Origin of the sequence: Mucilaginibacter sp. JRF, from assembly GCF_015223065.1 — a bacterium.
Classification (GTDB): domain Bacteria; phylum Bacteroidota; class Bacteroidia; order Sphingobacteriales; family Sphingobacteriaceae; genus Mucilaginibacter.
On the sequence record NZ_JADFBY010000006.1, the window covers coordinates 208,150 to 228,808 of the forward strand.

Sequence of the window (20,659 nt, forward strand, 5' to 3'; positions counted from 1 at the left end):
TTTAGGTGATTAATGTTTTATTTGGGGTACTTATACTGTAATTACTTATTTAGTTAATACATCGCCGGGTTCTTTAAACTCCGTGATCTTGATCCAGTCAACATACATGTAGTCAACCTCAAAATCGGGTCGCCCTATCCAGTAGGGAAACCATATACCTATCCATAATTTTGATGGCCTGTCGGGTACGTGCTCGTACGAGGTGGTCATCAGCTTATTATCGTAATACCACTCAACCCGGGCTTTTTCGGTAGGGCTGCCCGTATGCCACTCAAAGCGATACAGGTGATACTGCCCGTCGGCCTGATTGCCAAAGGGCATATCGGTGGTTTTGTGCATATCATCACCCACACCACGCCAACTGGTCATCAAACCCCATTTAATATCCGATTTTTCCGGCGAATTCGGGCTTTGGTTTCTGCCCGGAAATTCAAAATCTATCTCGTGGTTACAGGTATCGCTTTTATAATAGTATGTCCAGAATGCTGAAAGGGCTCCAACCTGTGGGCATATCTTCGCCCTGATCTCGTAACTGCCCGATGCAAAACTTTTTTTGCTGTAGATAGCGCCGCCAACTTTTGTTTTTTGGCCGTGCCCCCAAATGTTACCCTGGTAAAAATTGCCGTGCGCACGTATCACCAGGTTTCCGTCTTTCACGTACACGTTTTCGGGTATTACGCCCCCGTGTGTGCCCTTAGCCAGATTTTCGCCCCATTTGTTGTTTTCTTTTTTCCATAGGGCATTGTTTAGTTTAGTGCCGTTAAAATCGTCAAAAAGAGCCTGGGCAGCGCAATGCTGCCACAGACTTGTCAAATAAACCGAGAAAATCGTGATGTATATAATTTTTTTCATCAAAAGGTGAAATAAATAGGGGTATTTGGTTGTACAATGCAATATTATTGCTGATCGCTGAGCTTTTTTTTCCAATAGTCCTCAATAATTGCAATCCTGTTCATTTTTTGCACTGCAAGTAAAATATGCTGCCTTTGTATTCTAATTATTGATAATTTAACGTTTCAATAAATCCTGTTTTTAGCCAATAAAATGAATGTTCGCCCTGTAATAATGCTTTTTTTATGCTGTATGGCCACTTTTTGGGCATCGGCACAACCGCAGAATTTAAAATTTGTGCAGCTGGGCACAAACAACGGTCTATCGCGCAGCGAAGTGTTATGTATCTATCAGGACAGGCAGGGATTTATGTGGTTCGGTACCCGCGATGGGCTGAACCGGTACGATGGTTATAAATTTAACGTATTCAAAAAAAGCCTCAAGGTTAAAAATACCCTCAGCTCTAATGAGATAAAATCGTTGTTGCAGGATAAAAATGGCAACCTGCTGGTAGCCACATCTGATGGTGGGTTGAATGTACTCGATCTTAAAACAGAAAAATTTTACCCGGCAACCAATACACTGCCCGGCGCGAGTTCGCTCAGCAATTTTGTACAATATCTTTACAAGAGTACCGAGAATGAGATATGGATAGGTAGCAGCGACAGAGGCGTTTTTAGTTATGATCTCTCCAAAAAATCATTAAAAAACTTCAGGCTACAGCAGGGCAAGCAAAGTGTAACAGCAATTATTAAAGATGCCAATGGTGATGTATGGGCGGGAACTAATGGTAACGGTATTTTTGTAGTATCAAAAAACGGGTCGCTTATAAAACACTTTAGCCTGAAGGGGGGCGACGCGCATGGTTTGGCTGATGACCATATCCGGTTCATATTTAACGATCATAAAAACAATATATGGGTAGGCACCTACGGCGGTGGCCTGCATTTATACGATAGCCATACCGATGGTTTTAAGCAGATAGCCTTTGAGAACCCTGCCGAAGCCGGAACGCACAAGTTTTTGCTATGTATGGAGGAGGATGCCGCCGGTAACCTTTGGATAGGTACCGAAAATGGTGGATTAAGCATATATAACCCGGTAACCAAGCAATCAGTAACCTATCAGCATGTAGATAATGATGCGGGTAGCATTTCAAGCAATACCATTAATAGTATTAAGCGCGATATAAAAGGCAATATGTGGATAGGTACGGCCAATGCCGGTATATCAATGGTGAATATTGATGAGGGCGGCTTTGTACACTACAAATATCAGCACAGCACCAATAGCCTGAGTAATAATATTGTTAACGCCATTTTTAATGATAAGCAAGGGCGTATATGGATAGGTACAGACGGTGGAGGGCTTAATATGTTTAACCCGGTTACCGGTCATTTTAACTACTATGCCCATAAGGCAGGCAATTCGGCAAGTATTGGCGGCAACTATGTTTTAAGTATTAGTGAGGATGGTGACCGCAATATATGGGCGGGTACCTGGGGCGATGGTGTTACGGTGTTTAACCCGGCTACTAACAGCTATAAGCATTTTAAAAATATACCGGGCAATAACACCAGCCTGAGCAGCAATTACGCCTTTGTTGTTTTTAACGATAGCAAGAACCGTATGTGGATAGGCACCTACGGCGGCGGATTGAACTTATATAACCAGGCAACCGGAACCTTTACTCGTTTTGTGAACGGCGCTCCGCAAAGCATCAGCACTAATTATATACTCACCATACACGAGGACAGGCAGGGCAATATTTGGCTGGGTACCGATGGCGGCGGCTTGAATAAATATAATGAGGACGGCACCTTCGCGGCCTATTTGCCCACCAAAACCATGAGTAAAGGCAGCGACAGGTTAAGCAATAATACCGTAACCTCCATTTGGGATGATGATAAAGGTCGGTTATGGCTGGGTACCAATTTCGGGCTGAATTGCTTTGACCCCAAGAGGCTTGTGAACAAGGTATACTATGCCGAAAACGGCCTTGCTAACGATGCCATTGGCGCTGTATTGGGCGACAGGCAGGGCAACATCTGGATAAGTACTAACAAGGGCCTCAGTAAATTCGACCCGGTGAAAAAGGTGTTCTATAACTTTTCGACCGCGGATGGTTTGCAGGCCGATGAATTTAAATACGCCAAGTGTATCGATCAGGCAGGGCGCATGTACTTTGGCGGACGTAATGGTTTCAACGTTTTCAGGCCCGATAAGATACGGGGCGTAAACTTTGATCCGCCGGTAATATTTACCAACTTTCAGTTATTTAACAGCGATGTTAAGATAGGTGACGATGATTCGCCCCTGAAAACCAATATTTCGCTTGCGGATAAAATAGTGCTATCGTACAAGCAATCCACTTTCTCATTCGAGTTCGCGTCACTAAACTATACCGCTGCCGAAAAAAAGCAGTACATGTATAAGCTGGATGGTTATGATAATCAATGGCATAACCTGGGCATGCGCAACAGCCTCACCTATACTAACCTCGACCCGGGTAGCTATACGCTGATGGTAAAGGGCTTGAATAATAACAGGCAATGGTCGGCCAAGGTGAGTAGCATTAATATTGTGATAACCCCGCCGTTTTGGAAAACATGGTGGTTTTATTTGCTCATAGTGGCAGCTATAATTGGCCTGGTAACCGCGTTGTTTTATCTGCGGTTATCAAACATACGTAACCGCAACAAGCAGTTGGAGAAAGAGGTAAGCCTGCGCACGCATCAACTATCTGAAACCAACAGCCATTTACTTGAAAGTTACGAGGAGATCAGGCTGCAAAACGAGAGCCTGGAGGAGGTGAATAAGGAGATAGTGAGGAAAACGGATAAGATACTTAACCAGCAGGAGCAGATAGTTATTCAAAACCAGCAATTGGAAAGTACGGTAAGCGAGCTGGAGAGCAGCAATAAAACCAAGGACATGTTCTTCTCCATACTGGCACATGATCTTAAGAACCCCATCGCGGCGCTTACCGGCTTGGCCGATCTGCTTAAAACAAGGTTGAGCCATTTGAGTACTAACGAGATCGTATCTTTTGTGCACGATATCAGCCGGTCATCAAACTCGATAAATAACCTGGTGATCAACCTGCTTGATTGGGCACGTGCGCAAACCAGTAACCTACATAGTCAGCCCGCGCATATTAACGTGCACGAGCTGGTGATGAAAAATGTTTACCTCGCCCAAATACAACTCACCAACAAGAATATAGCCTGCCGTGTAAATATTGATACCGACCATAACATTTTTGCTGATTACCAGATGCTGAACACGGTTATCCGTAATATTTTGAGCAACAGCATCAAGTTTACACCGGTTAGCGGCAGCATCAACATAACATCGGCAAGTATTGATGATGAGGTGGCCATAACCGTTGCCGATTCGGGCATAGGCATGTCTGCCGGGCAGATAGCCTTGCTGAACGACCTGCAACCACAGGTAACGCTGGGCACTGCCGGCGAAACGGGTACAGGCCTGGGCTTGCAAATATGCCGCGATCTTGTAAAGGCCAACAATGGGCGCATGGAGATTTCCAGCGTGCCGGGCAAGGGGTCGGCAATCACGGTGGTGCTGGCAAGGTCAACCACGGCTACCGTAGCGCTGCCTGTTAATGATGCTAACGCGATAGATGATAACTCTATCATTCCGGATGATAGCGCGCATTTGTTACCCGATGCCAAAAAGCAGATACTGAAAGGTAAACGCATATTGATAGTTGATGATAACCAGGATGTACGTAATTATTTGAAAGCCTTACTGGCCGGAATATTTGAAATATTTGAGGCCGACAATGGCGTTAACGGATTAAAAATGGCTAAGGATACTCAGCCCGAACTGATCATCAGTGACCTGATTATGCCGGTGATGGATGGCCTGGAGTTTTGTAATGCCATAAAAAGCGATATCAGCACCAGCCATTTACCGGTGCTGCTGTTAACCGGCGAGAATAACGAGCACAGCCAGCTATCGGGCTATGAGGCGGGGGCTGATATTTACCTCACCAAACCGGTTAACAGGCAAATATTGCTGAGCGTAATATTCAACTTTATTAAAAACCTTGAGCGGGTTAAAAACCGCTTTATGCACACCGACCTGCTGGTGCCCGATGATCTGGATTATAACAAGCTGGATAAGGAGTTTCTGGAAAAGATGAGCGGCTACATTGAGCTCAACCTATCAAACGCCGACCTCGATTATAAGATGCTGAGTGAACATGCCGCCATGAGCCGTACGGTGCTTTACGCCAAGTTTAAATCATTGACAGGTATGGGTGTGCACGATTTTATCAAGAACATCCGATTAAAAAAGGCGCTGGAGCACTTACAGCAAGGCAAACTAAACATCAGCCAGATAGCTTATGAGGTAGGTTTTGCCACACCATCGTACTTCTCAAAAAGCTTTACCAAACAATACAAGTTAACGCCGAAAGAGTATGTGGTGTACTTGAAAAATAAGAGTGTTAATACTATCCACTAACAGTGCTAAACAGCTGTTGGCATCTAAAACAGGACTGCATTACATTCAATCGGGATTATTGGAAACCCTTAAAGTAGTTGCCATTATAGATTTGTGAATGCGAAATCTGTTATTGAAAAACTATCGAACCAAATTAACATTACTGCTGCCTTTTATGCTGATGATATTCAGCGTGAAGGCACAGGTTGCAAACCCCGGTTATCATACCGCGTTGAGCTACAGCTGGGAAATAAACACGCAAGGCAGCAAACCTGTACCGGTGTTGCTGCTTAGTAATAATAGTGGTTCGGCTATTCCGGTTAGCGGGTGGTCTATATATTTCAACTCCATCAAAAAAACGCTGCTTGTTGGTGAGGATTCGCTTAAATATCAGATCAGTCATTTGAATGGTGATTTGTTTCGTATCAAATTCAAATCGGCACAGGTTACGCTGAAACCTAATGAAACCTTCAGGATAAACATCACCGTGCCCGAGCTGCGCAACTTTACCGAAGTTGCCAAAGGGTTTTATTTAGTATATGATAACGATGCCGGCAAAGGCTATCCGCTTAAAAATACCACCGTTTTAACCAACAGCATTGAGCCCGAAATAGCGCTGGCATCATACCAAAAAAATGCGCAGCTAAGTCTGCCCACGCAGGTACCGCCATCGTTGGTTTTCCCAAGCCCGGTAAGTTACTCGGTGCAAAAAGGTACGTTCGCGTTAACGGCCAAAACGGTGATCGTAGCGCCAGATAAGTTTAAGAGCGAGGCAGAGCTTTTAGCCACCGAGCTTGAGGGATTATTGGGTACCCGGCCATCAATAGTTTCTAAATCAAATTCGGCCCCGGCAATTAAATTGGTAGAGGGTAATTCGCCTGCCGAAGGGTATAGTTTAGTTGCCGATGCTAAGGGTGTTACTATAACCGCATCGCAGGCGGCGGGGATATTTTACGGCATACAATCGTTAAAAACCATGTTGCCGCCCAAAGCATGGGCTGCCAGGCAAACAAGCCTTTTGGTGCCGTTTGTAAAGGTGAGCGATGCGCCAAGGTTTGGCCACAGGGCTTTTATGCTTGATGTTGCCCGTAACTTTCAATCGAAACCTAAAGTGTTAAAGGTATTGGATGTGATGGCGCTTTATAAAATGAACGTACTGCATTTTCATTTGAATGATGATGAAGGCTGGCGACTTGAAATTGACGGTTTGCCTGAACTAACACAAGTAGGATCAAAGCGCGGCCACTCGGTAGATAAATTTGCTATGCTGCCGCCATCATACGGTTCAGGGCCTGAGAGTGATAATCCTTTTGGCAGCGGCTATTTTAGCCGGGCCGATTATGTGGAGATATTGAAGTACGCTACGGCAAGGCACATCACTGTGATCCCCGAAATTGAAACACCCGGGCATGCCCGTGCCGCCATCAAATCAATGGATGCGCGATATAATAATTACATCAAAAAGGGACTAAAGGCCGAGGCCGAGCAATATTTGCTTCGCGATATGGCCGATAGCTCGGTTTACCGCTCGGTACAAGGCTGGAACGATAATGTGCTTAACCCGGCCATGCCATCAACCTATGCCTTTATAAAAAAGGTGACTTCCGAGATCGCTAAAATGTACGCTGACGCAGGTGCCCCGCTAAAAACCATCCACATGGGTGGCGATGAAGTGCCCGAAGGGGTTTGGGCAAAATCGCCCGAGGTAAATAAACTGATGGCGCAGGATGCCGGTATCGGGTCGGTGTATGGTATGTGGAAGTACTACTTTGGCAAGGTGAACGATGTGTTGAAGGAGCAAGGGCTATCATTATACGGATGGGAGGAGATAGGCCTTAAACGGACGGTTGTAAACAACCGTAAACGATGGGTGTTGGACACTACCGTTGCCAACCGGGGCTACACTACCGATGTATGGAATAATATTATAGGTACAGGTGCTGAGGATCTGGCGTACAATCTGGCTAATAATGGGTTCAAGGTGGTGCTATCCAACGTAACCAATATGTATTTGGATATGGCCTATAACAACAGCTTTTACGAGCATGGCATGAACTGGGCTGGCTTTGTAAATGTTGATAAGCCTTTCTATTTCATCCCGTACAATTACTACACCACCACAACCGAAAATGAATATGGCGAACCAGTGCCGCAATCGGTTTTTAAAAACAAGGCTAAGCTGAAGGATGAGGCTAAGCAAAACATAGTTGGGCTGCAATCGGCATTATGGTCTGAAACCCTGTATGCCGATAGTTTAATTGATTATATGCTGCTCCCCAAATTATTAGGCGCTGCCGAACGCTCATGGGCCAAGGCTCCCGAGTGGTCAACCCTTACCGATTCTATTTTTACAAGCACCCAGTACAAACAAGACTGGGCCAAATTTGCCAGCACCATAGGCACGCGCGAATTACCACGCCTTGCCCATTACAAGGGCGGCTATCAGTACAGAATATTTGAGCCCGGGGTAGAGTGCAGCAATGGGGTAGTAAAAGCCAACGCCCAACTGCCCGGCTTTACTATCAGGTACACAACCAATGGTAGCGAGCCAAACCAAAATAGTCCGGCTTATAAAACGCTCATTACCACTAAGGGAACCATTACGCTCAAAGTATTTGATCAGCAGGGTAGATCGGGCAAAAAAGTGGTGGTGCAAAATAATTAAACAAGCAGCTATTACTATTATCTGAACACCTGTGTGTATCTTCAGAGTGAAATAATTACATTTGAACGTTAACGTACACGTAATTTCATTTTGTGTTGATGCAAACAGGTGAATTAAACAAAGGTCGGTCAATAGCCATTGATGCCCTGCGGGCTATCGTAATGGTGTTAATGATATTTGTGAACGATCTGGGTTCGCTTAAAAACATCCCCAAAGGTTTAGAGCATGTAAAGGCCGATGTTGATGGAATGGGCCTGGCTGATGTGGTGTTTCCTGCATTCTTGTTCATAGTAGGCATGGCCGTGCCTTACGCCATCCAAAGTCGCCAAAAAAAGTCCGATACCACTGCGACAATATTCAAGCACATTGTACAGCGCAGCCTGGTGCTGCTCGTCATGGGCTTTATGTTTGTTAATTCTGAAACCTATGTTAACAGTGGCGCCGTCATTAGTAAAGATGTATGGGTGCTGCTGCTGGTTATCAGCTTCTTCCTGATATGGCTTGATTATCCCGACCCGCATCTGCCTAAAGTTAAAATACTGAAAGCTATTGGTGTAGTTATGCTGATAGTCCTCGCTTGTATTTACCATGCAGATACAGGCACAGGTATACTTGCGCTCAGGCCGCAATGGTGGGGTATATTGGGTAAAATAGGATGGGCTTATTTTACGGTAAGCTCCATCTATCTTTTCAGCGGACAAAAACTGTGGGTACAAATAGCGGCCTTGGTTTTCTTCATGCTGTTCTGCTCAGCAAGCCATTTGGGTTGGCTTGAACCGGTTGAGTGTATAAAGGATTATTTTTGGGTAGCAGGTAGTGGTTCGGTATCAGCATTATCAATGGCCGGTATAATTTTAACTATGTGGTATCGTAAATATGGTATCGCGGGCAATACTCTTTGGTTGTTGGCTTTGGGCTTTGCTGTGGCGCTGATAGCATTCGGTTTTGTAACGCGGCCATTATGGGGAATATCAAAAATACAGGCAACCCCCTCGTGGGTGGCTATATGCGCGGGTATTACGGTTTGGGCCTTTATGCTGATCAGTTACCTAACTGATGTTAAAAATCGAACCGCATGGTACAACTTTATTAAACCCGCAGGAGTGTTTACGCTTACCTGTTATATGCTGCCATACATACATTATTCGCTCGTAAAAATTACGGATATATCATTTTTGCCTTTATTTTTACGTACGGGCGGGGTAGGGCTTATCAAATCGCTGATATACGCCTTGCTTATAGTTTTTATAACCGGCTTGCTGGCTAAAAAACACATCCGCCTTAAATTATAAACTAAAACACTACCAATGGAACATCAATATTCATCATATCGTGGTACAGGTTTGCGCATGGAGCAAAGCATGCGCTGGTTTGGTCCGGCAGACCCGGTGAGCTTGCAGGATATTAAGCAGGCCGGTTGTACAGGTATCGTTACCGCCCTGCACCATATCCCTAATGGCGAGGTTTGGTCTGTTGATGAGATACAGAAACGTAATGATCTGATCAACGCCGCCGGCCTGAACTGGAACGTGGTAGAAAGTCTGCCGGTGCATGAAAGTATCAAGACCCAGGCCGATGGTTTTATGGAATTGATAGAGAACTATAAAACATCCATAAAGCATTTAGCGCATTGTGGCATAAAAACCGTCACCTATAATTTTATGCCTGTGTTGGATTGGACACGTACCGATCTTGATTATGAGGTAGCCGATGGTAGCCGCGCGTTACGGTTTGAAAAGGCTGCCTTTATAGCCTTTGATGTATTTATACTACAACGCCCCGATGCCGACCATGAATATACCTGGGATGAACTGAACCGCGCCAAGCAGCGTTTAGCCCAAATGAGCGATGCTGAGAAAAATAAGCTGATAGCCAATATTATTGCCGGTTTACCCGGCAGCGAAGAGCAGTTTACCATTGATAACTTTAAGGATGCGCTGCGCCCCTACGATGATATTACCGCCGATAAGTTGCGGGCTAACCTGGTTTATTTTTTAGAACAGGTAATACCCGTTGCCGATGAGCATGGGGTAAAAATGGTTATTCACCCGGACGACCCGCCTTATGGCATATTGGGTTTGCCGAGGGTGGTAAGCACCATGAGCGATCTGCAATATATTTTTGATGCAGTGCCTTCGCTTAATAATGGCTTGTGTTTTTGTTCAGGCTCTTTCGGTGTGAGGGCTGATAATGACCTGCCCGGGTTGGTAAGGCAATTTGGCGACAGGATAAACTTTCTACACCTGCGCAATACCAAGCGTAATACCCTCGGCGACTTTTATGAGGACAACCACCTTGAGGGCGATGCCGATATGTACGAAATAATTAAAGAAGTGGTAACGGTAATGCAAAAACGTAACATCAGCATCCCGGCGCGGCCCGATCATGGGCACCAAATGCTGGACGATCTGGGTAAAAAGGTAAACCCCGGCTATTCGGCCATTGGCAGGCTGCGAGGCATTGCCGAGATACGTGGGCTTGAACTGGGTATATTGCGTAGCATGGCATCGCGGTAATTATATTAGCATCGCTGTAAGCCATAAATTTTTTTGTTATTTGCGGCTGATAAGCCAAATGCAGCTAAATATAAATGAGCGATAAAAAAGAACTCGTAGGCGTAAAAGAAATTGCCCGCCGTGCCGGTGTATCCATAGGCACGGTCGACCGGGTTTTGCATAACAGGGCAGGGGTTTCTAAAAAAACACAAGCTAAAATTCTGGAGATAATCAAAGAACTCGATTATCAGCCCAATATTTTGGCCCGCAGGCTGGCCTCTAAAAAAGTACTTACCATAGCCGTGCTTATCCCATCCGCGTCGGCCGAAACAAATTACTGGCAGGCCCCGCTTGATGGCGTTATTGATGCCGAAGCCGAGGTTAAACCTTACGGCATTGTTGTAGAGAAATATCTGTTTGATCAAAACGACAAATCATCCTTTGTAAAACAATACAAAGCCATATTAAACAAAGGTGTTGATGGCGTAGTACTTGCGCCCATGTTTATGCAGGAAGCACGCGAATTTGCCGCCGAATGCGATGAAAGGCAGATGCCCTATGTTTTCATCAACTCGGATGTGCCCGATAAATGTGGTTTGTGCTACATAGGCCCCGATCTGTACCATAGCGGCGCTACGGCAGCGCATCTTATAAAATACCTTGTACAGCCGGGCGATGAAGTGCTGGTGGTCAATATCTCTAAGGAAATTGATAACCTGCACCACCTGCTACGCAAAGAGGAAGGCTTTAGAGGGTACTTCAAGATCAATGATCTGAATAACAAAATAACTAAGGTTGATATTCGCGATACCGATCACCTCTCGGTAAAGCGTGAACTGACTGTGATGTTGAAGGATCATGATGTGAAGGCCGTTTTCGTAACTAACTCCCGCGTGTCATACGTTGCTGAGTTCCTCGCCGAGGCTAAACGTACTGATATTAAGCTGATAGGTTATGATTTTTTGGAGCAGAATATATCGTATTTGAAGGATGGCGTTATCGAGTTTTTGATCAGCCAAAAACCAAAGGAGCAGGGATATCGTGGTATAATCACCCTTTATAATCACCTTGTACATAGGGCAGGGGTTGATAAACATTATTATATGCCTATAGATATTATTACTAAGGAGAATTACCTTTTCTATAAAAATTAAAAACCCATTTGGGTATCTATCCTGCCGGGATGGTAAATGCTTTTTATAGGCTGATTTTCAATTATTTTCACAATAAGGGACAATAAGTTACACAACAGTAACAGCCCCTTTGCGCCACGTGGAATGTGTATGTACTTTTGAATTATATATTATTATACTTCAACCTTTTACCACACCACACCGTCATGATTAGCAGATGCTTTACGTTAAACGTATTTTTAAATTTTAAGCGAAAGTCCCTTTTAGTACTCATTTTATTCACCTTAATTTCGGGCACCGCATTAGGCCAGTGGACACGCAAGGCCGATGAGATCAGCAAGCGTGCCGAATCAAACAACGTACTTTATAAAAACAAGCTTTATGTTTTCGGCGGTTTTGGCGATAATCCCATCATCGAAAAAACTAACGAGGTTTATGATATCGCCGCGAATAAATGGAGTAAGATAGCCTCGTTTCCGGTAGGTAAAGAGGTTACGCACCAGGGTGTAATACTTGTTGATGATAAGGTATGGCTTATTGGCGGCAGGTTAGTAGATGCCTACGGCCCGGCAAGCAGCCACGTGCTTATTTATAATATCACTACCAATACATGGTCGGACGGACCTGAGTTAATAGACCCCGGCGCGAACAAGGTATTCCCGATAGGTGCCGCGGGGTATGCGCTCTTAGGCCGAACCATACACGTTTTTGGTGGCTTTGGCCCCACATTGTGTGAGGATCAGGCCAACCTGCACCTTACTATTGATGTAGATAAGTATATGGCTGATCCGCAGCATGTAACCTGGGAGAATAAGTTGGCGCCAATGCCTATACCGCGTAACCATTTAAGCTCGGTAGTAATAGGGGGCAAAATATATGCGCTGGGTGGCCAGTTTCTGCATGATTGCGGAGCTGTAGACAAGATGTATTGCCACGTGTACGATAGCGCTACCGATACCTGGACAAGGCTAACCGATCTGCCTAAACCACGCTCGCATGCCGAGGCCGCTACCTTTGCTGTTGACGGTAAGATATTCCTGGTAGGCGGACAGAGTTATAATAACCTCACCCAAAACTCAACCTATCAGTTTGATCCTAAAGCTAACAATGGCGCCGGAGCATGGACTAACCTGTCATCTTATAAATTGCCCGGTACTTTCTTGGGCTTGTCATCAAAACTGGCGGGTACTTCATTCATCATCACCAACGGCGCTTTAGATAACTATGGCAACGAGCGTAAGGAAACTTACACCGCCAAAGTAACCCGTAGCAGCGCCCGTACGCTTGGTTTTACCCAAGCCTGCGTTAGTGCTGATGTTAGGGTAGATAGTACCGCGCAGGTAAAAAACCTGTTGTATTGTATTGAAGATGCCGCGCCTTACACCATAACATCTGATGTTGAATGGCTAAGCATCACCAAAAACCAAAGCGGCAACGTAACGCTCGAAGGACAGGATATTCATGTAGCTATAAATCCCGAAGGTTTAGCACCGGGGCATTACACGGGTAACATAACAGCTAAAGGGCCGCTGGCCAACTCAACGGCTAAGTTTTGTGTTAACCTGAATGTGCTGCCATCGCAACAGCCCAAAACTCAGTATACACTTTTGGTTGATACCATAGGTATCGGCACCATAGCCCGATCGCCGGAGCGAAGTACCTATGATTCAAACAGCGTGGTTAACATAACCGCTACCCCCGCCTCGGGTTGGTTGTTTAAGGAGTGGACTGGCGATACCGTTGCAACCACCAATTCATTTGCTGCTTTAATGGATACCAGCAAACATTACACCGCCACATTTATTAAGGACACGACAGTAGCTGTAGCCTTAATATCAAACATTGCTGCCACAACCACTAAAAGCTATGTGCTGGGGCAGTTGAATACGGGCGTTGTTTATTATAGCGATCGTACTTATAAAATTACCTCCGTACCATCGGCATTAACCGGTTCGCCATTCATCAAAACACCTAATGATGATAAGATGAATACCTCAACCAACATCCTGTCGTTCACGCTTGGGCAGGCGGCAACGGTGTATGTGGCTTATGATCCGAGGGCTACATCGTTACCTACATGGCTAAAAAGTTGGAAAAAGCTCACCGACAAAATAGGTATCGACGACCCGAAACTAAGCTCGCTTACCTTATACAGTAAGGACTTCGCGGCGGGTAAAGTAACCATTGGCGGTAATTACGCCAGCCCAACAGCAGGTACGCTTTGCGAGTATCTGGTGATAGGCAAGGTGCCTGCGGCCACAGCCACAGCATCATCCCGCACGGCTTTAATGAGCTTAAAGGGCGGAGCGTTTGAATCGTATTCGGCAACAAATACTATTGATCCGCAAGCTACAGTAAGCAAGATACAGCTATACCCTAACCCGGTGAGCGATAGGTTCCAGGTTACATTCCCGGCTAACTATAAAGGCGCGTCATCAGTTACTATAGTTGATATGAATGGTAAAGTTTATCCGGTATCAAAATCGGTTATCAATAACAATACGTTAAAGATGGATATTAATATTAACCAGCTTTCGTTAAAAACAGGTATTTACTCGGTATTAGTACGCTCAAAAGAGGGTAAAACCGATGTTGTAAGATTTATGGTACAGTAGGTAGCGTTATGGCAAAAGTTTATTAACCACCTTGTTAAGGGTAAGCCCTTGTACAATGATGGAAAAAACTACTATAACAAAGCCTGCGGTAAGTATCATAGGTTTATATTCTGAGTCGGGCAGAGAGAGGGCAAGTGCAACTGATATACCGCCCCGCAAGCCTCCCCAGGTCAAAATTAGTACACTGCTGTTTTGTATTGCCAGCGATCGCCTCAAAACGATAACCGGCAATGCAATACTCAGTGCACGGGCTATCAGTAAAATAACAATAGCCATACAGCCAACCAGCAAATAAGTGGTACTTACGTTTAGCGAAACCAATTGCAGACCTATCAGCACAAATAATATAGTATTCAGCAACTCATCCATCAACGACCATACCTTTTCCAGATATTGCTCCTGGCTGATAGCTTCATGGCGGTTAAAGCAGTGGCTGCCTATCAGTAACCCCGCCACCACAACGGCCAATGGTGCCGATACATGCAGTATGCCCGCCAATGCCGATATGCCCAGCACCAGGCTGACAGATATCATTACGATGGTTTGAAAGTCGGTAATGGCCCGCATCATGCGATAGGCCAGAAAACCTAATACGGCACCTAAAACCACTCCCCCAAAAACCTCTAAGGCGAACAGTCGCGCGGCTTCTGAAAAGGAAAAGAACTTATCAGGTATTGACGCTACCTCTGAAAAGCTTACGAACAACACCAACCCGATACCATCATTAAACAGCGATTCGCCCGAGATGATAGTTTTGAGTCTGTCGGGCATTTTTGAGCGGGTGAGCAAGGCGGCTACCGCTACAGCATCGGTAGGGGAGATGAGCGCGCCGAATACCAGGCAATACATAAAGGGCACGTGTAAGCCAATAAGGCCAAGCACCTCGAATAATATCCCCGCAAAAATCAATGTAGATAAAATAACCCCAATGGTGCTGATGATGAGTACACCACGCAGGTTTTCGCGCAGCTTGTTTACATCAATATGCAGGGCGCTGGCAAACAGCAGGAAGCCCAGCATAACATCAAGCAAGGTTTTTGAAAAATCAATAGAGTGGGTAAGCTCGAATATCAAATGTGTTAGCCGGGGGGTAACCGACCCGGCAATAACCGTAAACAGCGCCGCGACTATTGATAAAAGCATAACACCTATTACGCCGGGTAGCTTTATCCAACGGGCATTTATATAACTAAACAGGGTACTAATTGTAACTAAACTGGTAATAATAATAATCAAATTCATAGGCATGTCCGGTTGTTTTACAAATATGTAAAAGAATGGTTTGCCCCTGCATCATTAATCAACCTAAATTTAAATTTAACTTACTACTAATAATAACACTTCGCGCTATTACACAAACTACTGTGCGCGAGTTACTCAATCACTATTTTTTTTAATGATAAATTTTAATTGCATTAACAAAAACCAATCAATAATTAGAATGTTATTAGAGAAGTATCGCAAGATATATCTTCCGGCTACCTCAAATCTATCTTGTTTACAAACGCAACAGTTTGTGGAGGAGCAGGCGTCATATTGTTGACTTTCTCCACATATTTATAAAATCATCTGAATTTTGTTAAATCCTTAAGGTTAATTTTGTGCAGCCGTAACGTGTTGTTAATGAGTGTTATGTTTCCTGCCTTCTTATAAATTAAACAAAAAAATATACACTTGGTAAGAAGTTTGTTACAAAAGGGTATCCCCAAGGCATTGCAAGCTCATTTGAAGCTAAGAAGACATTAAAAAGCAGTAATCATCATCCGGTTGCTGCTTTTTGGCTTTATACGGATGTGTTACAGAAAGGTTTTAATCGCCGTTTTTTGCATTTTTAAGCTGATACACACTATAAGTGTAGCTTTCACAATATGTTACCCAATCAACCTGTAAGCCCCTCAAACGCCATAATTTACACCAATAACAAGGTATATTTGCACTACATGGGGTAGAAATATCACTGTCTGTAAGATTAAAGCGAAAGCCCGTGCAGCAAGTGTCCGGGCTTTTTTATAATGTTAACATTTAACATTGAATAGAATTTTACGAGTGGTATTTGCTACTACTTATGTGATAAGGTTTAGGTTCAAAGGCTCAGGCAGCGAGTGTCCTGGGCCTTTTTTTATTAAAAACCTTATAATGCGATATTATAATAACTAATTTTTTATGGCGCGTTTGCTTTGTTCGTCTGTTTCAGAGTTTAATAGTGCCAACGTTTCGGTGTATTTTTCGAGCAGGGCAATGTATTTATTTTTCCATTCACCCGGTTCGGCCTTATCTTCTGTTAAGGCAGGTTTGGGGCGTGGCTTAGCCGCGAAGAACATATCTGAAGTAAACATATCCGGAAATTCCTCCGAAAAATCATGACCGATGCAAACCCCTATCTCATGTATAAGCTCCTTTTTAAGATCAGCGGAATGGAACCAGTTATACAATGTGCGCCTGTTTACATTAAGTTGTTTGGCAAGCGAACTTAATTTAACGCCACGTTTGCGTATAGCGTTTTCAATTAACTTTCCCTGAATGGTCACGGTGATCATGTAATAATTGGTTTAACACTTTGGCCTAAAAGGCAAATATGTGTTTACAGATTCACATATTTTACCCAAATGTAAGTTAAACAATAACAAAAAGTATACAATTATTAATTTTTTATTAAAATATATTTAACTGTTATGATAGATATTCGTTCTTGTTTATGTAATCGATGTTTAACAAAATGGGTTATAAGAATGTGACCCTCTCAGATACCCAGGCCACCGATTTTGATACATTGGTAAATTCGCCGTTTTTTATCTTGCCTAATACTAAGCCATTCCCTTTGAATTGAATTTCGAAAAACCTAAAGTGTTTTTTATCAAGAGATTGGTCTAATAAGCCCTGCTCATCCAGACACAAGGTATTGCCATCAAGTTTAAGTTCTATTATCTTTTTACAATCCAGCAGGGGGCATATCGCTCTCAATGTATTTTCAACCTGAATAACGTTAATCTCTTTTTTTGTTGAATCAATCAAAATGCCTGTAATTACTTTCGGTAGATGCATAATATTTAATATATATGAATTTTAGGAAAGTAAATAAGGATGGTAGCAGTAGATGAGGCTTATTTAAATTCGGAAAATTTTGTGAGTAAATCAGTTAACTATCTAACACTCCTTTGCGGAATAATGTTTTGTGCAAGTACTTATCAGGATATATTATTTCCTTGTAATATAATTGAGTGTAATATCTTGATGGGTTAAGCATTGTGATTTAAATAGTTAAATTTTTAAGCACAGATTGTCTGCTATTTAGTGTATTGTAACTTTATTAAAATGTACAATTACAATGCTATCAAAAAAGTACCTTTGAACATTATTTTCAAGTTAGCACAACTACCGTAAATGGTAGCGATGTTTTACAAAAAATAAGTTGAAATATTTTTTGTAATAATTTCATTATACAATATACAGTTGTACAGTAAGTTACGTTATAAAGTATTAGATTTACAACTTTAAGGAATAAAATAGTTGTTTAAGTACAAAACCGTCAGCAAGCGGTGAACGTAAATACCTTAACCAATTATAAAAAGTATTTTTTTTAACAATGACCCCATTTACAGCAGCAGCATTATTCGCGGGCGTGCCTATTGGCGCTTTTGGCCTTGCGAAAGCAAAAATTAGTAAAGAATCAGGCTCAATAGAAATTGGAGCGATGGTTCAGATCACCGAAGAAAATTCAAATTACTTCGGTAAGGAAGGTAAAGTGATGGATGCCAATACCGAACAGGTATTTGTGCAGTTTGATGATGTGGACGCGGTATTATCTTTCCAATTGGATGAAATAGAGCTGTCTGTCAAACCCGAATAAATATCAGTAATACCTTAAAAAATCTTCATGCTCCCGGTTTATATCGGGAGCGTTTTTATTTATATCATTTTATTTAGAATTGGTTTAAATAAAATTAATACATTAGCAAATATTTGTAATTATGTTGCAGGGTTTGCTTTTGTTTAACAATACATTGGCAGGGGAGTTGTCCCTTGCTAAGCGCTGCATCTAACTATCATCTACCTTATGAAAAATGCCGCTACCGAAGAATTATTTTTGCTGATCAAGAAAAAGCAACCCAAAACTTCCCCCATGATCATGGATGTATACAGCGAACTCGCCGGTTTGGAAACCGAGGTTACCGCCGAGGAGTTGTGGCTGATGATGGTTAAAAAGCAAAAGATCTCGTTAGCATCAGTATACAATTATCTGCGTACCCTGGCCGAGTCAGGCTTTATTGAAAAGCGTAGTGATCTGTCGGTCAAAAACCTGTTCAGTGTACAGCGTTCAAATGGTCAGTAAGTATTATTAGTACCGATCTTTTTGGGTTCATCGACTCATAAAGCCGGTTTACCGATACACCTGTTATTATATCGCCGCTTTGCCTCACTTTTATATTGATCAAAATATAAAAGTTATGGAACGCAAAAATTTTCTAAAGAGTTTAATGATCGGGGCTATATCAACCCCGGTGCTATTACACGCCTGCAAAAAGGATGATGATACCGTAACGCTCGATTCGGACGATACACAGGCAACCAACACGGGTTCAAGCACATCAGGCTGTAATGTAGCGCCAACCGAAACCGAGGGGCCTTTCCCCACCAAGCAACCGGCATCATACGTACGCAGCGATATTACCGATGGCCGTACAGGTTACAAACTAACCGCCCAAATCACCATCACCAATACCAACAGCAGTTGCGCGGCCTTATCCGGCGCGTTGGTGGATATATGGCATTGCGATGCTGAGGGTAACTATTCTGAATATGGTGGCTCGGGTATGCAATCAACCAACTACCAGTCGGTACACTTTCTGCGTGGTCGCCAAACAACTGATGCTAACGGACTGGTAACCTTTACCAGTATTTTTCCTGGGTGGTATACCGGCAGGGCAACGCATATTCACGTTCACGTATACAACTCGGCAGGTAAATCATTAAAGGTTACGCAAATAGCTTTTCCTGAAGGTTCGGGCTCGGCCTTGGCGCTGGTGAATGGTTACGATAAAGGCATGAGCAATTATACTTATAACAAAAGCGATAATATTTTTAGTGATGATACGGCCGGTATACAAATAGCTACCGTTACCGGCAGTAAGGCCGATGGTTTTGAGTTGGCTATTACCTTTGGTGTGCCCGCTTAATTTGTTCTGTTTTCATAACTACAATAGGGCATGCCCCAGCGGTATGCCCTTATTTAAACCCAGGTAAACATGAATACCAAAACAATACGTCTTTGCTACCGCAAGATCATCGATGCATCGGCCACCAAAGCCTGGGACAGGCAGGTGTTTGATGATAGTTATATGGAATACCGTATGCAGGTTCAAAATTTTGTTCAGGCAGAGCAATATCCATTGTATAGCGATCTGCTGCAACACAATCCTGATGTAGCACGCATTAACCACATGGTGAGCGGTGCTGTAATAGGCTACCTGCAACAGCTTAATAACATAATGCCCGATGTACTGAACGCGCTTGGCCGCAGGTTTTTAAAGTTTAACGAGTTTAAGTTCGAGATCATCAACTCGCACCTTGATAATAAGGATAAGCATCGCATCTCGATCACTTTTTATTCGGAGCCGGTGTATTGGTTGGATACTATAGGGCAAAATTTATTATTGACCGGTACCGATCAGCAAACCGACACCATGCTTACCGACCTTTTGCCATTAACCCCTTACTTAAGCATTTATTCGTTACAAAACCAGTAGATCAATAACCATGGAACAAACAGCAGCCACCATATTTTTAGCAGATGATCGCGGCCTAATGCAGGACGAATACGAACAGCGCTTTAGCACTTTTAACTTTGGCGGTTATTATAACGAGCATAAGCTGCCGTTTAAAAATCTTTGCACGTTTAACGAGATCGTACTGGCAGCCGGTGCATCGGCCACGTATATGGTTGAGCATACGGGTTACGTAATATTAGTGCCGGTTACAGGGGCGTTTAACTACACGGGTGAATTTAACCAAACCGAGGCCGAAGCAGGGGAGGCCATCATCATCCCGGCCGGTGAGGGGTATGAGTTTAGTATACAAAACCCTTACAAAGCCAATTGGGTAAGTTTTGTGATGGTGAATATAGAAACACCATCGTTACCCGCCGGTGTGTTCCACAAGGCTGAATTTGATATTTATTACAAGCAGGATGAGCTGGTACCGGTTATTGGTGCCGATGATCTGCCTTTTGCGATGCAGATAGGCAGATTTGCGGGGCGCTGCGAAACCGAATACAAGGTGCGCGACAAAGCATCATCATTATTCGCGTTTACCATAGCCGGAGCCTTTGAGGCGCAAAACAGGTTACTGCACGCGGGGGATGGCCTTGCTTTATGGGATGCTGAAGTATTTGAGGCAGAAGCCCTGAGCAACAATGCCGTATTGCTGGTAATTGAGCTTTATGCCTGATAGAAG

Annotated in this window: 15 protein-coding genes; 11 read left to right on the plus strand and 4 right to left on the minus strand. The window is 43.6% G+C overall.

The features are described 5' to 3' along the window. Nucleotides 1–45: 45 nt before the first annotated feature. On the minus strand, nucleotides 46–852 hold the full coding sequence (locus IM792_RS15740; RefSeq protein ID WP_194102851.1) for a glycoside hydrolase family 16 protein: 807 nt from the start codon (nucleotides 850–852) through the stop codon (nucleotides 46–48). 231 nt (nucleotides 853–1,083) lie between these two features. Here IM792_RS15740 and IM792_RS15745 point away from each other — a divergent pair, with 231 nt between their 5' ends. The 6 genes from IM792_RS15745 (at nucleotide 1,084) to IM792_RS15770 (ending at nucleotide 14,209) form a co-directional block, all read left to right on the plus strand. Further along, nucleotides 1,084–5,322 carry a two-component regulator propeller domain-containing protein gene (locus IM792_RS15745; RefSeq protein ID WP_194102852.1) on the plus strand — a complete coding sequence of 1,413 codons (4,239 nt, stop codon included), beginning with the start codon at nucleotides 1,084–1,086 and terminating at the stop codon, nucleotides 5,320–5,322. A 97-nt stretch (nucleotides 5,323–5,419) separates the two neighbouring features. Further along, entirely contained in the window at nucleotides 5,420–7,966 is a 2,547-nt protein-coding gene (locus IM792_RS15750) for a family 20 glycosylhydrolase (protein ID WP_194102853.1), read from the plus strand. 98 nt (nucleotides 7,967–8,064) lie between these two features. After that, nucleotides 8,065–9,258 carry a DUF5009 domain-containing protein gene (locus IM792_RS15755; protein WP_194102854.1) on the plus strand — a complete coding sequence of 398 codons (1,194 nt, stop codon included), beginning with the start codon at nucleotides 8,065–8,067 and terminating at the stop codon, nucleotides 9,256–9,258. A 15-nt stretch (nucleotides 9,259–9,273) separates the two neighbouring features. Then, a complete protein-coding gene (gene uxuA / locus IM792_RS15760) occupies nucleotides 9,274–10,482 on the plus strand; it encodes a mannonate dehydratase (RefSeq protein WP_228085159.1) in 1,209 nt (402 codons plus the stop codon). Nucleotides 10,483–10,556: 74 nt separating this feature from the next. Continuing rightward, nucleotides 10,557–11,615 (plus strand): substrate-binding domain-containing protein, encoded by a 1,059-nt coding sequence (locus IM792_RS15765; protein ID WP_194102855.1) that lies wholly within the window; start codon nucleotides 10,557–10,559, stop codon nucleotides 11,613–11,615. 185 nt (nucleotides 11,616–11,800) lie between these two features. After that, nucleotides 11,801–14,209 (plus strand): kelch repeat-containing protein, encoded by a 2,409-nt coding sequence (locus tag IM792_RS15770; protein WP_194102856.1) that lies wholly within the window; start codon nucleotides 11,801–11,803, stop codon nucleotides 14,207–14,209. Between the two features lie 6 nt (nucleotides 14,210–14,215). Here the strand turns inward: IM792_RS15770 and IM792_RS15775 are convergent, their stop codons facing one another. From IM792_RS15775 to IM792_RS15785, 3 genes are all read right to left on the minus strand, one after another. After that, nucleotides 14,216–15,451, minus strand: a complete 1,236-nt coding sequence (locus IM792_RS15775) for a sodium:proton antiporter (protein ID WP_194102857.1) — start codon at nucleotides 15,449–15,451, stop codon at nucleotides 14,216–14,218. 911 nt (nucleotides 15,452–16,362) lie between these two features. Then, on the minus strand, nucleotides 16,363–16,746 hold the full coding sequence (locus tag IM792_RS15780) for a hypothetical protein (protein ID WP_194102858.1): 384 nt from the start codon (nucleotides 16,744–16,746) through the stop codon (nucleotides 16,363–16,365). Nucleotides 16,747–16,930: 184 nt separating this feature from the next. Then, nucleotides 16,931–17,251 (minus strand): hypothetical protein, encoded by a 321-nt coding sequence (locus IM792_RS15785; RefSeq protein WP_194102859.1) that lies wholly within the window; start codon nucleotides 17,249–17,251, stop codon nucleotides 16,931–16,933. 541 nt (nucleotides 17,252–17,792) lie between these two features. Here IM792_RS15785 and IM792_RS15790 point away from each other — a divergent pair. The 5 genes from IM792_RS15790 to IM792_RS15810 all read left to right on the plus strand — a co-directional run bounded on the left by IM792_RS15790 (nucleotide 17,793) and on the right by IM792_RS15810 (nucleotide 20,653). After that, a complete protein-coding gene (locus IM792_RS15790) occupies nucleotides 17,793–18,056 on the plus strand; it encodes a hypothetical protein (RefSeq protein WP_194102860.1) in 264 nt (87 codons plus the stop codon). 207 nt (nucleotides 18,057–18,263) lie between these two features. Further along, the gene (locus tag IM792_RS15795) at nucleotides 18,264–18,539 is read left to right on the plus strand and encodes a transcriptional repressor (protein ID WP_194102861.1); all 276 of its coding nucleotides are present in this window, start codon (nucleotides 18,264–18,266) and stop codon (nucleotides 18,537–18,539) included. A gap of 115 nt (nucleotides 18,540–18,654) precedes the next feature. Continuing rightward, nucleotides 18,655–19,383: an intradiol ring-cleavage dioxygenase gene (locus IM792_RS15800; RefSeq protein ID WP_194102862.1), complete on the plus strand. Its 729-nt coding sequence runs from the start codon at nucleotides 18,655–18,657 to the stop codon at nucleotides 19,381–19,383. Nucleotides 19,384–19,452: 69 nt separating this feature from the next. Then, nucleotides 19,453–19,953 (plus strand): hypothetical protein, encoded by a 501-nt coding sequence (locus IM792_RS15805; protein ID WP_194102863.1) that lies wholly within the window; start codon nucleotides 19,453–19,455, stop codon nucleotides 19,951–19,953. A 10-nt stretch (nucleotides 19,954–19,963) separates the two neighbouring features. Then, entirely contained in the window at nucleotides 19,964–20,653 is a 690-nt protein-coding gene (locus tag IM792_RS15810; RefSeq protein WP_194102864.1) for a hypothetical protein, read from the plus strand. Nucleotides 20,654–20,659: the final 6 nt, after the last annotated feature.

What these genes read in the sequence shown, in the direction of transcription:
- IM792_RS15785 (WP_194102859.1), bottom strand. Translation starts at nt 17,251, where the DNA reads ATGCATCTACCGAAAGTAATTACAGGCATTTTGATTGATTCAACAAAA.
- IM792_RS15765 (WP_194102855.1), top strand. Translation starts at nt 10,557, where the DNA reads ATGAGCGATAAAAAAGAACTCGTAGGCGTAAAAGAAATTGCCCGCCGT.
- IM792_RS15795 (WP_194102861.1), top strand. Translation starts at nt 18,264, where the DNA reads ATGAAAAATGCCGCTACCGAAGAATTATTTTTGCTGATCAAGAAAAAG.
- IM792_RS15790 (WP_194102860.1), top strand. Translation starts at nt 17,793, where the DNA reads ATGACCCCATTTACAGCAGCAGCATTATTCGCGGGCGTGCCTATTGGC.
- IM792_RS15780 (WP_194102858.1), bottom strand. Translation starts at nt 16,746, where the DNA reads ATGATCACCGTGACCATTCAGGGAAAGTTAATTGAAAACGCTATACGC.
- IM792_RS15775 (WP_194102857.1), bottom strand. Translation starts at nt 15,451, where the DNA reads ATGAATTTGATTATTATTATTACCAGTTTAGTTACAATTAGTACCCTG.
- IM792_RS15740 (WP_194102851.1), bottom strand. Translation starts at nt 852, where the DNA reads ATGAAAAAAATTATATACATCACGATTTTCTCGGTTTATTTGACAAGT.
- IM792_RS15810 (WP_194102864.1), top strand. Translation starts at nt 19,964, where the DNA reads ATGGAACAAACAGCAGCCACCATATTTTTAGCAGATGATCGCGGCCTA.
- IM792_RS15750 (WP_194102853.1), top strand. Translation starts at nt 5,420, where the DNA reads ATGCGAAATCTGTTATTGAAAAACTATCGAACCAAATTAACATTACTG.
- uxuA (WP_228085159.1), top strand. Translation starts at nt 9,274, where the DNA reads ATGGAACATCAATATTCATCATATCGTGGTACAGGTTTGCGCATGGAG.
- IM792_RS15770 (WP_194102856.1), top strand. Translation starts at nt 11,801, where the DNA reads ATGATTAGCAGATGCTTTACGTTAAACGTATTTTTAAATTTTAAGCGA.
- IM792_RS15745 (WP_194102852.1), top strand. Translation starts at nt 1,084, where the DNA reads ATGGCCACTTTTTGGGCATCGGCACAACCGCAGAATTTAAAATTTGTG.
- IM792_RS15805 (WP_194102863.1), top strand. Translation starts at nt 19,453, where the DNA reads ATGAATACCAAAACAATACGTCTTTGCTACCGCAAGATCATCGATGCA.
- IM792_RS15800 (WP_194102862.1), top strand. Translation starts at nt 18,655, where the DNA reads ATGGAACGCAAAAATTTTCTAAAGAGTTTAATGATCGGGGCTATATCA.
- IM792_RS15755 (WP_194102854.1), top strand. Translation starts at nt 8,065, where the DNA reads ATGCAAACAGGTGAATTAAACAAAGGTCGGTCAATAGCCATTGATGCC.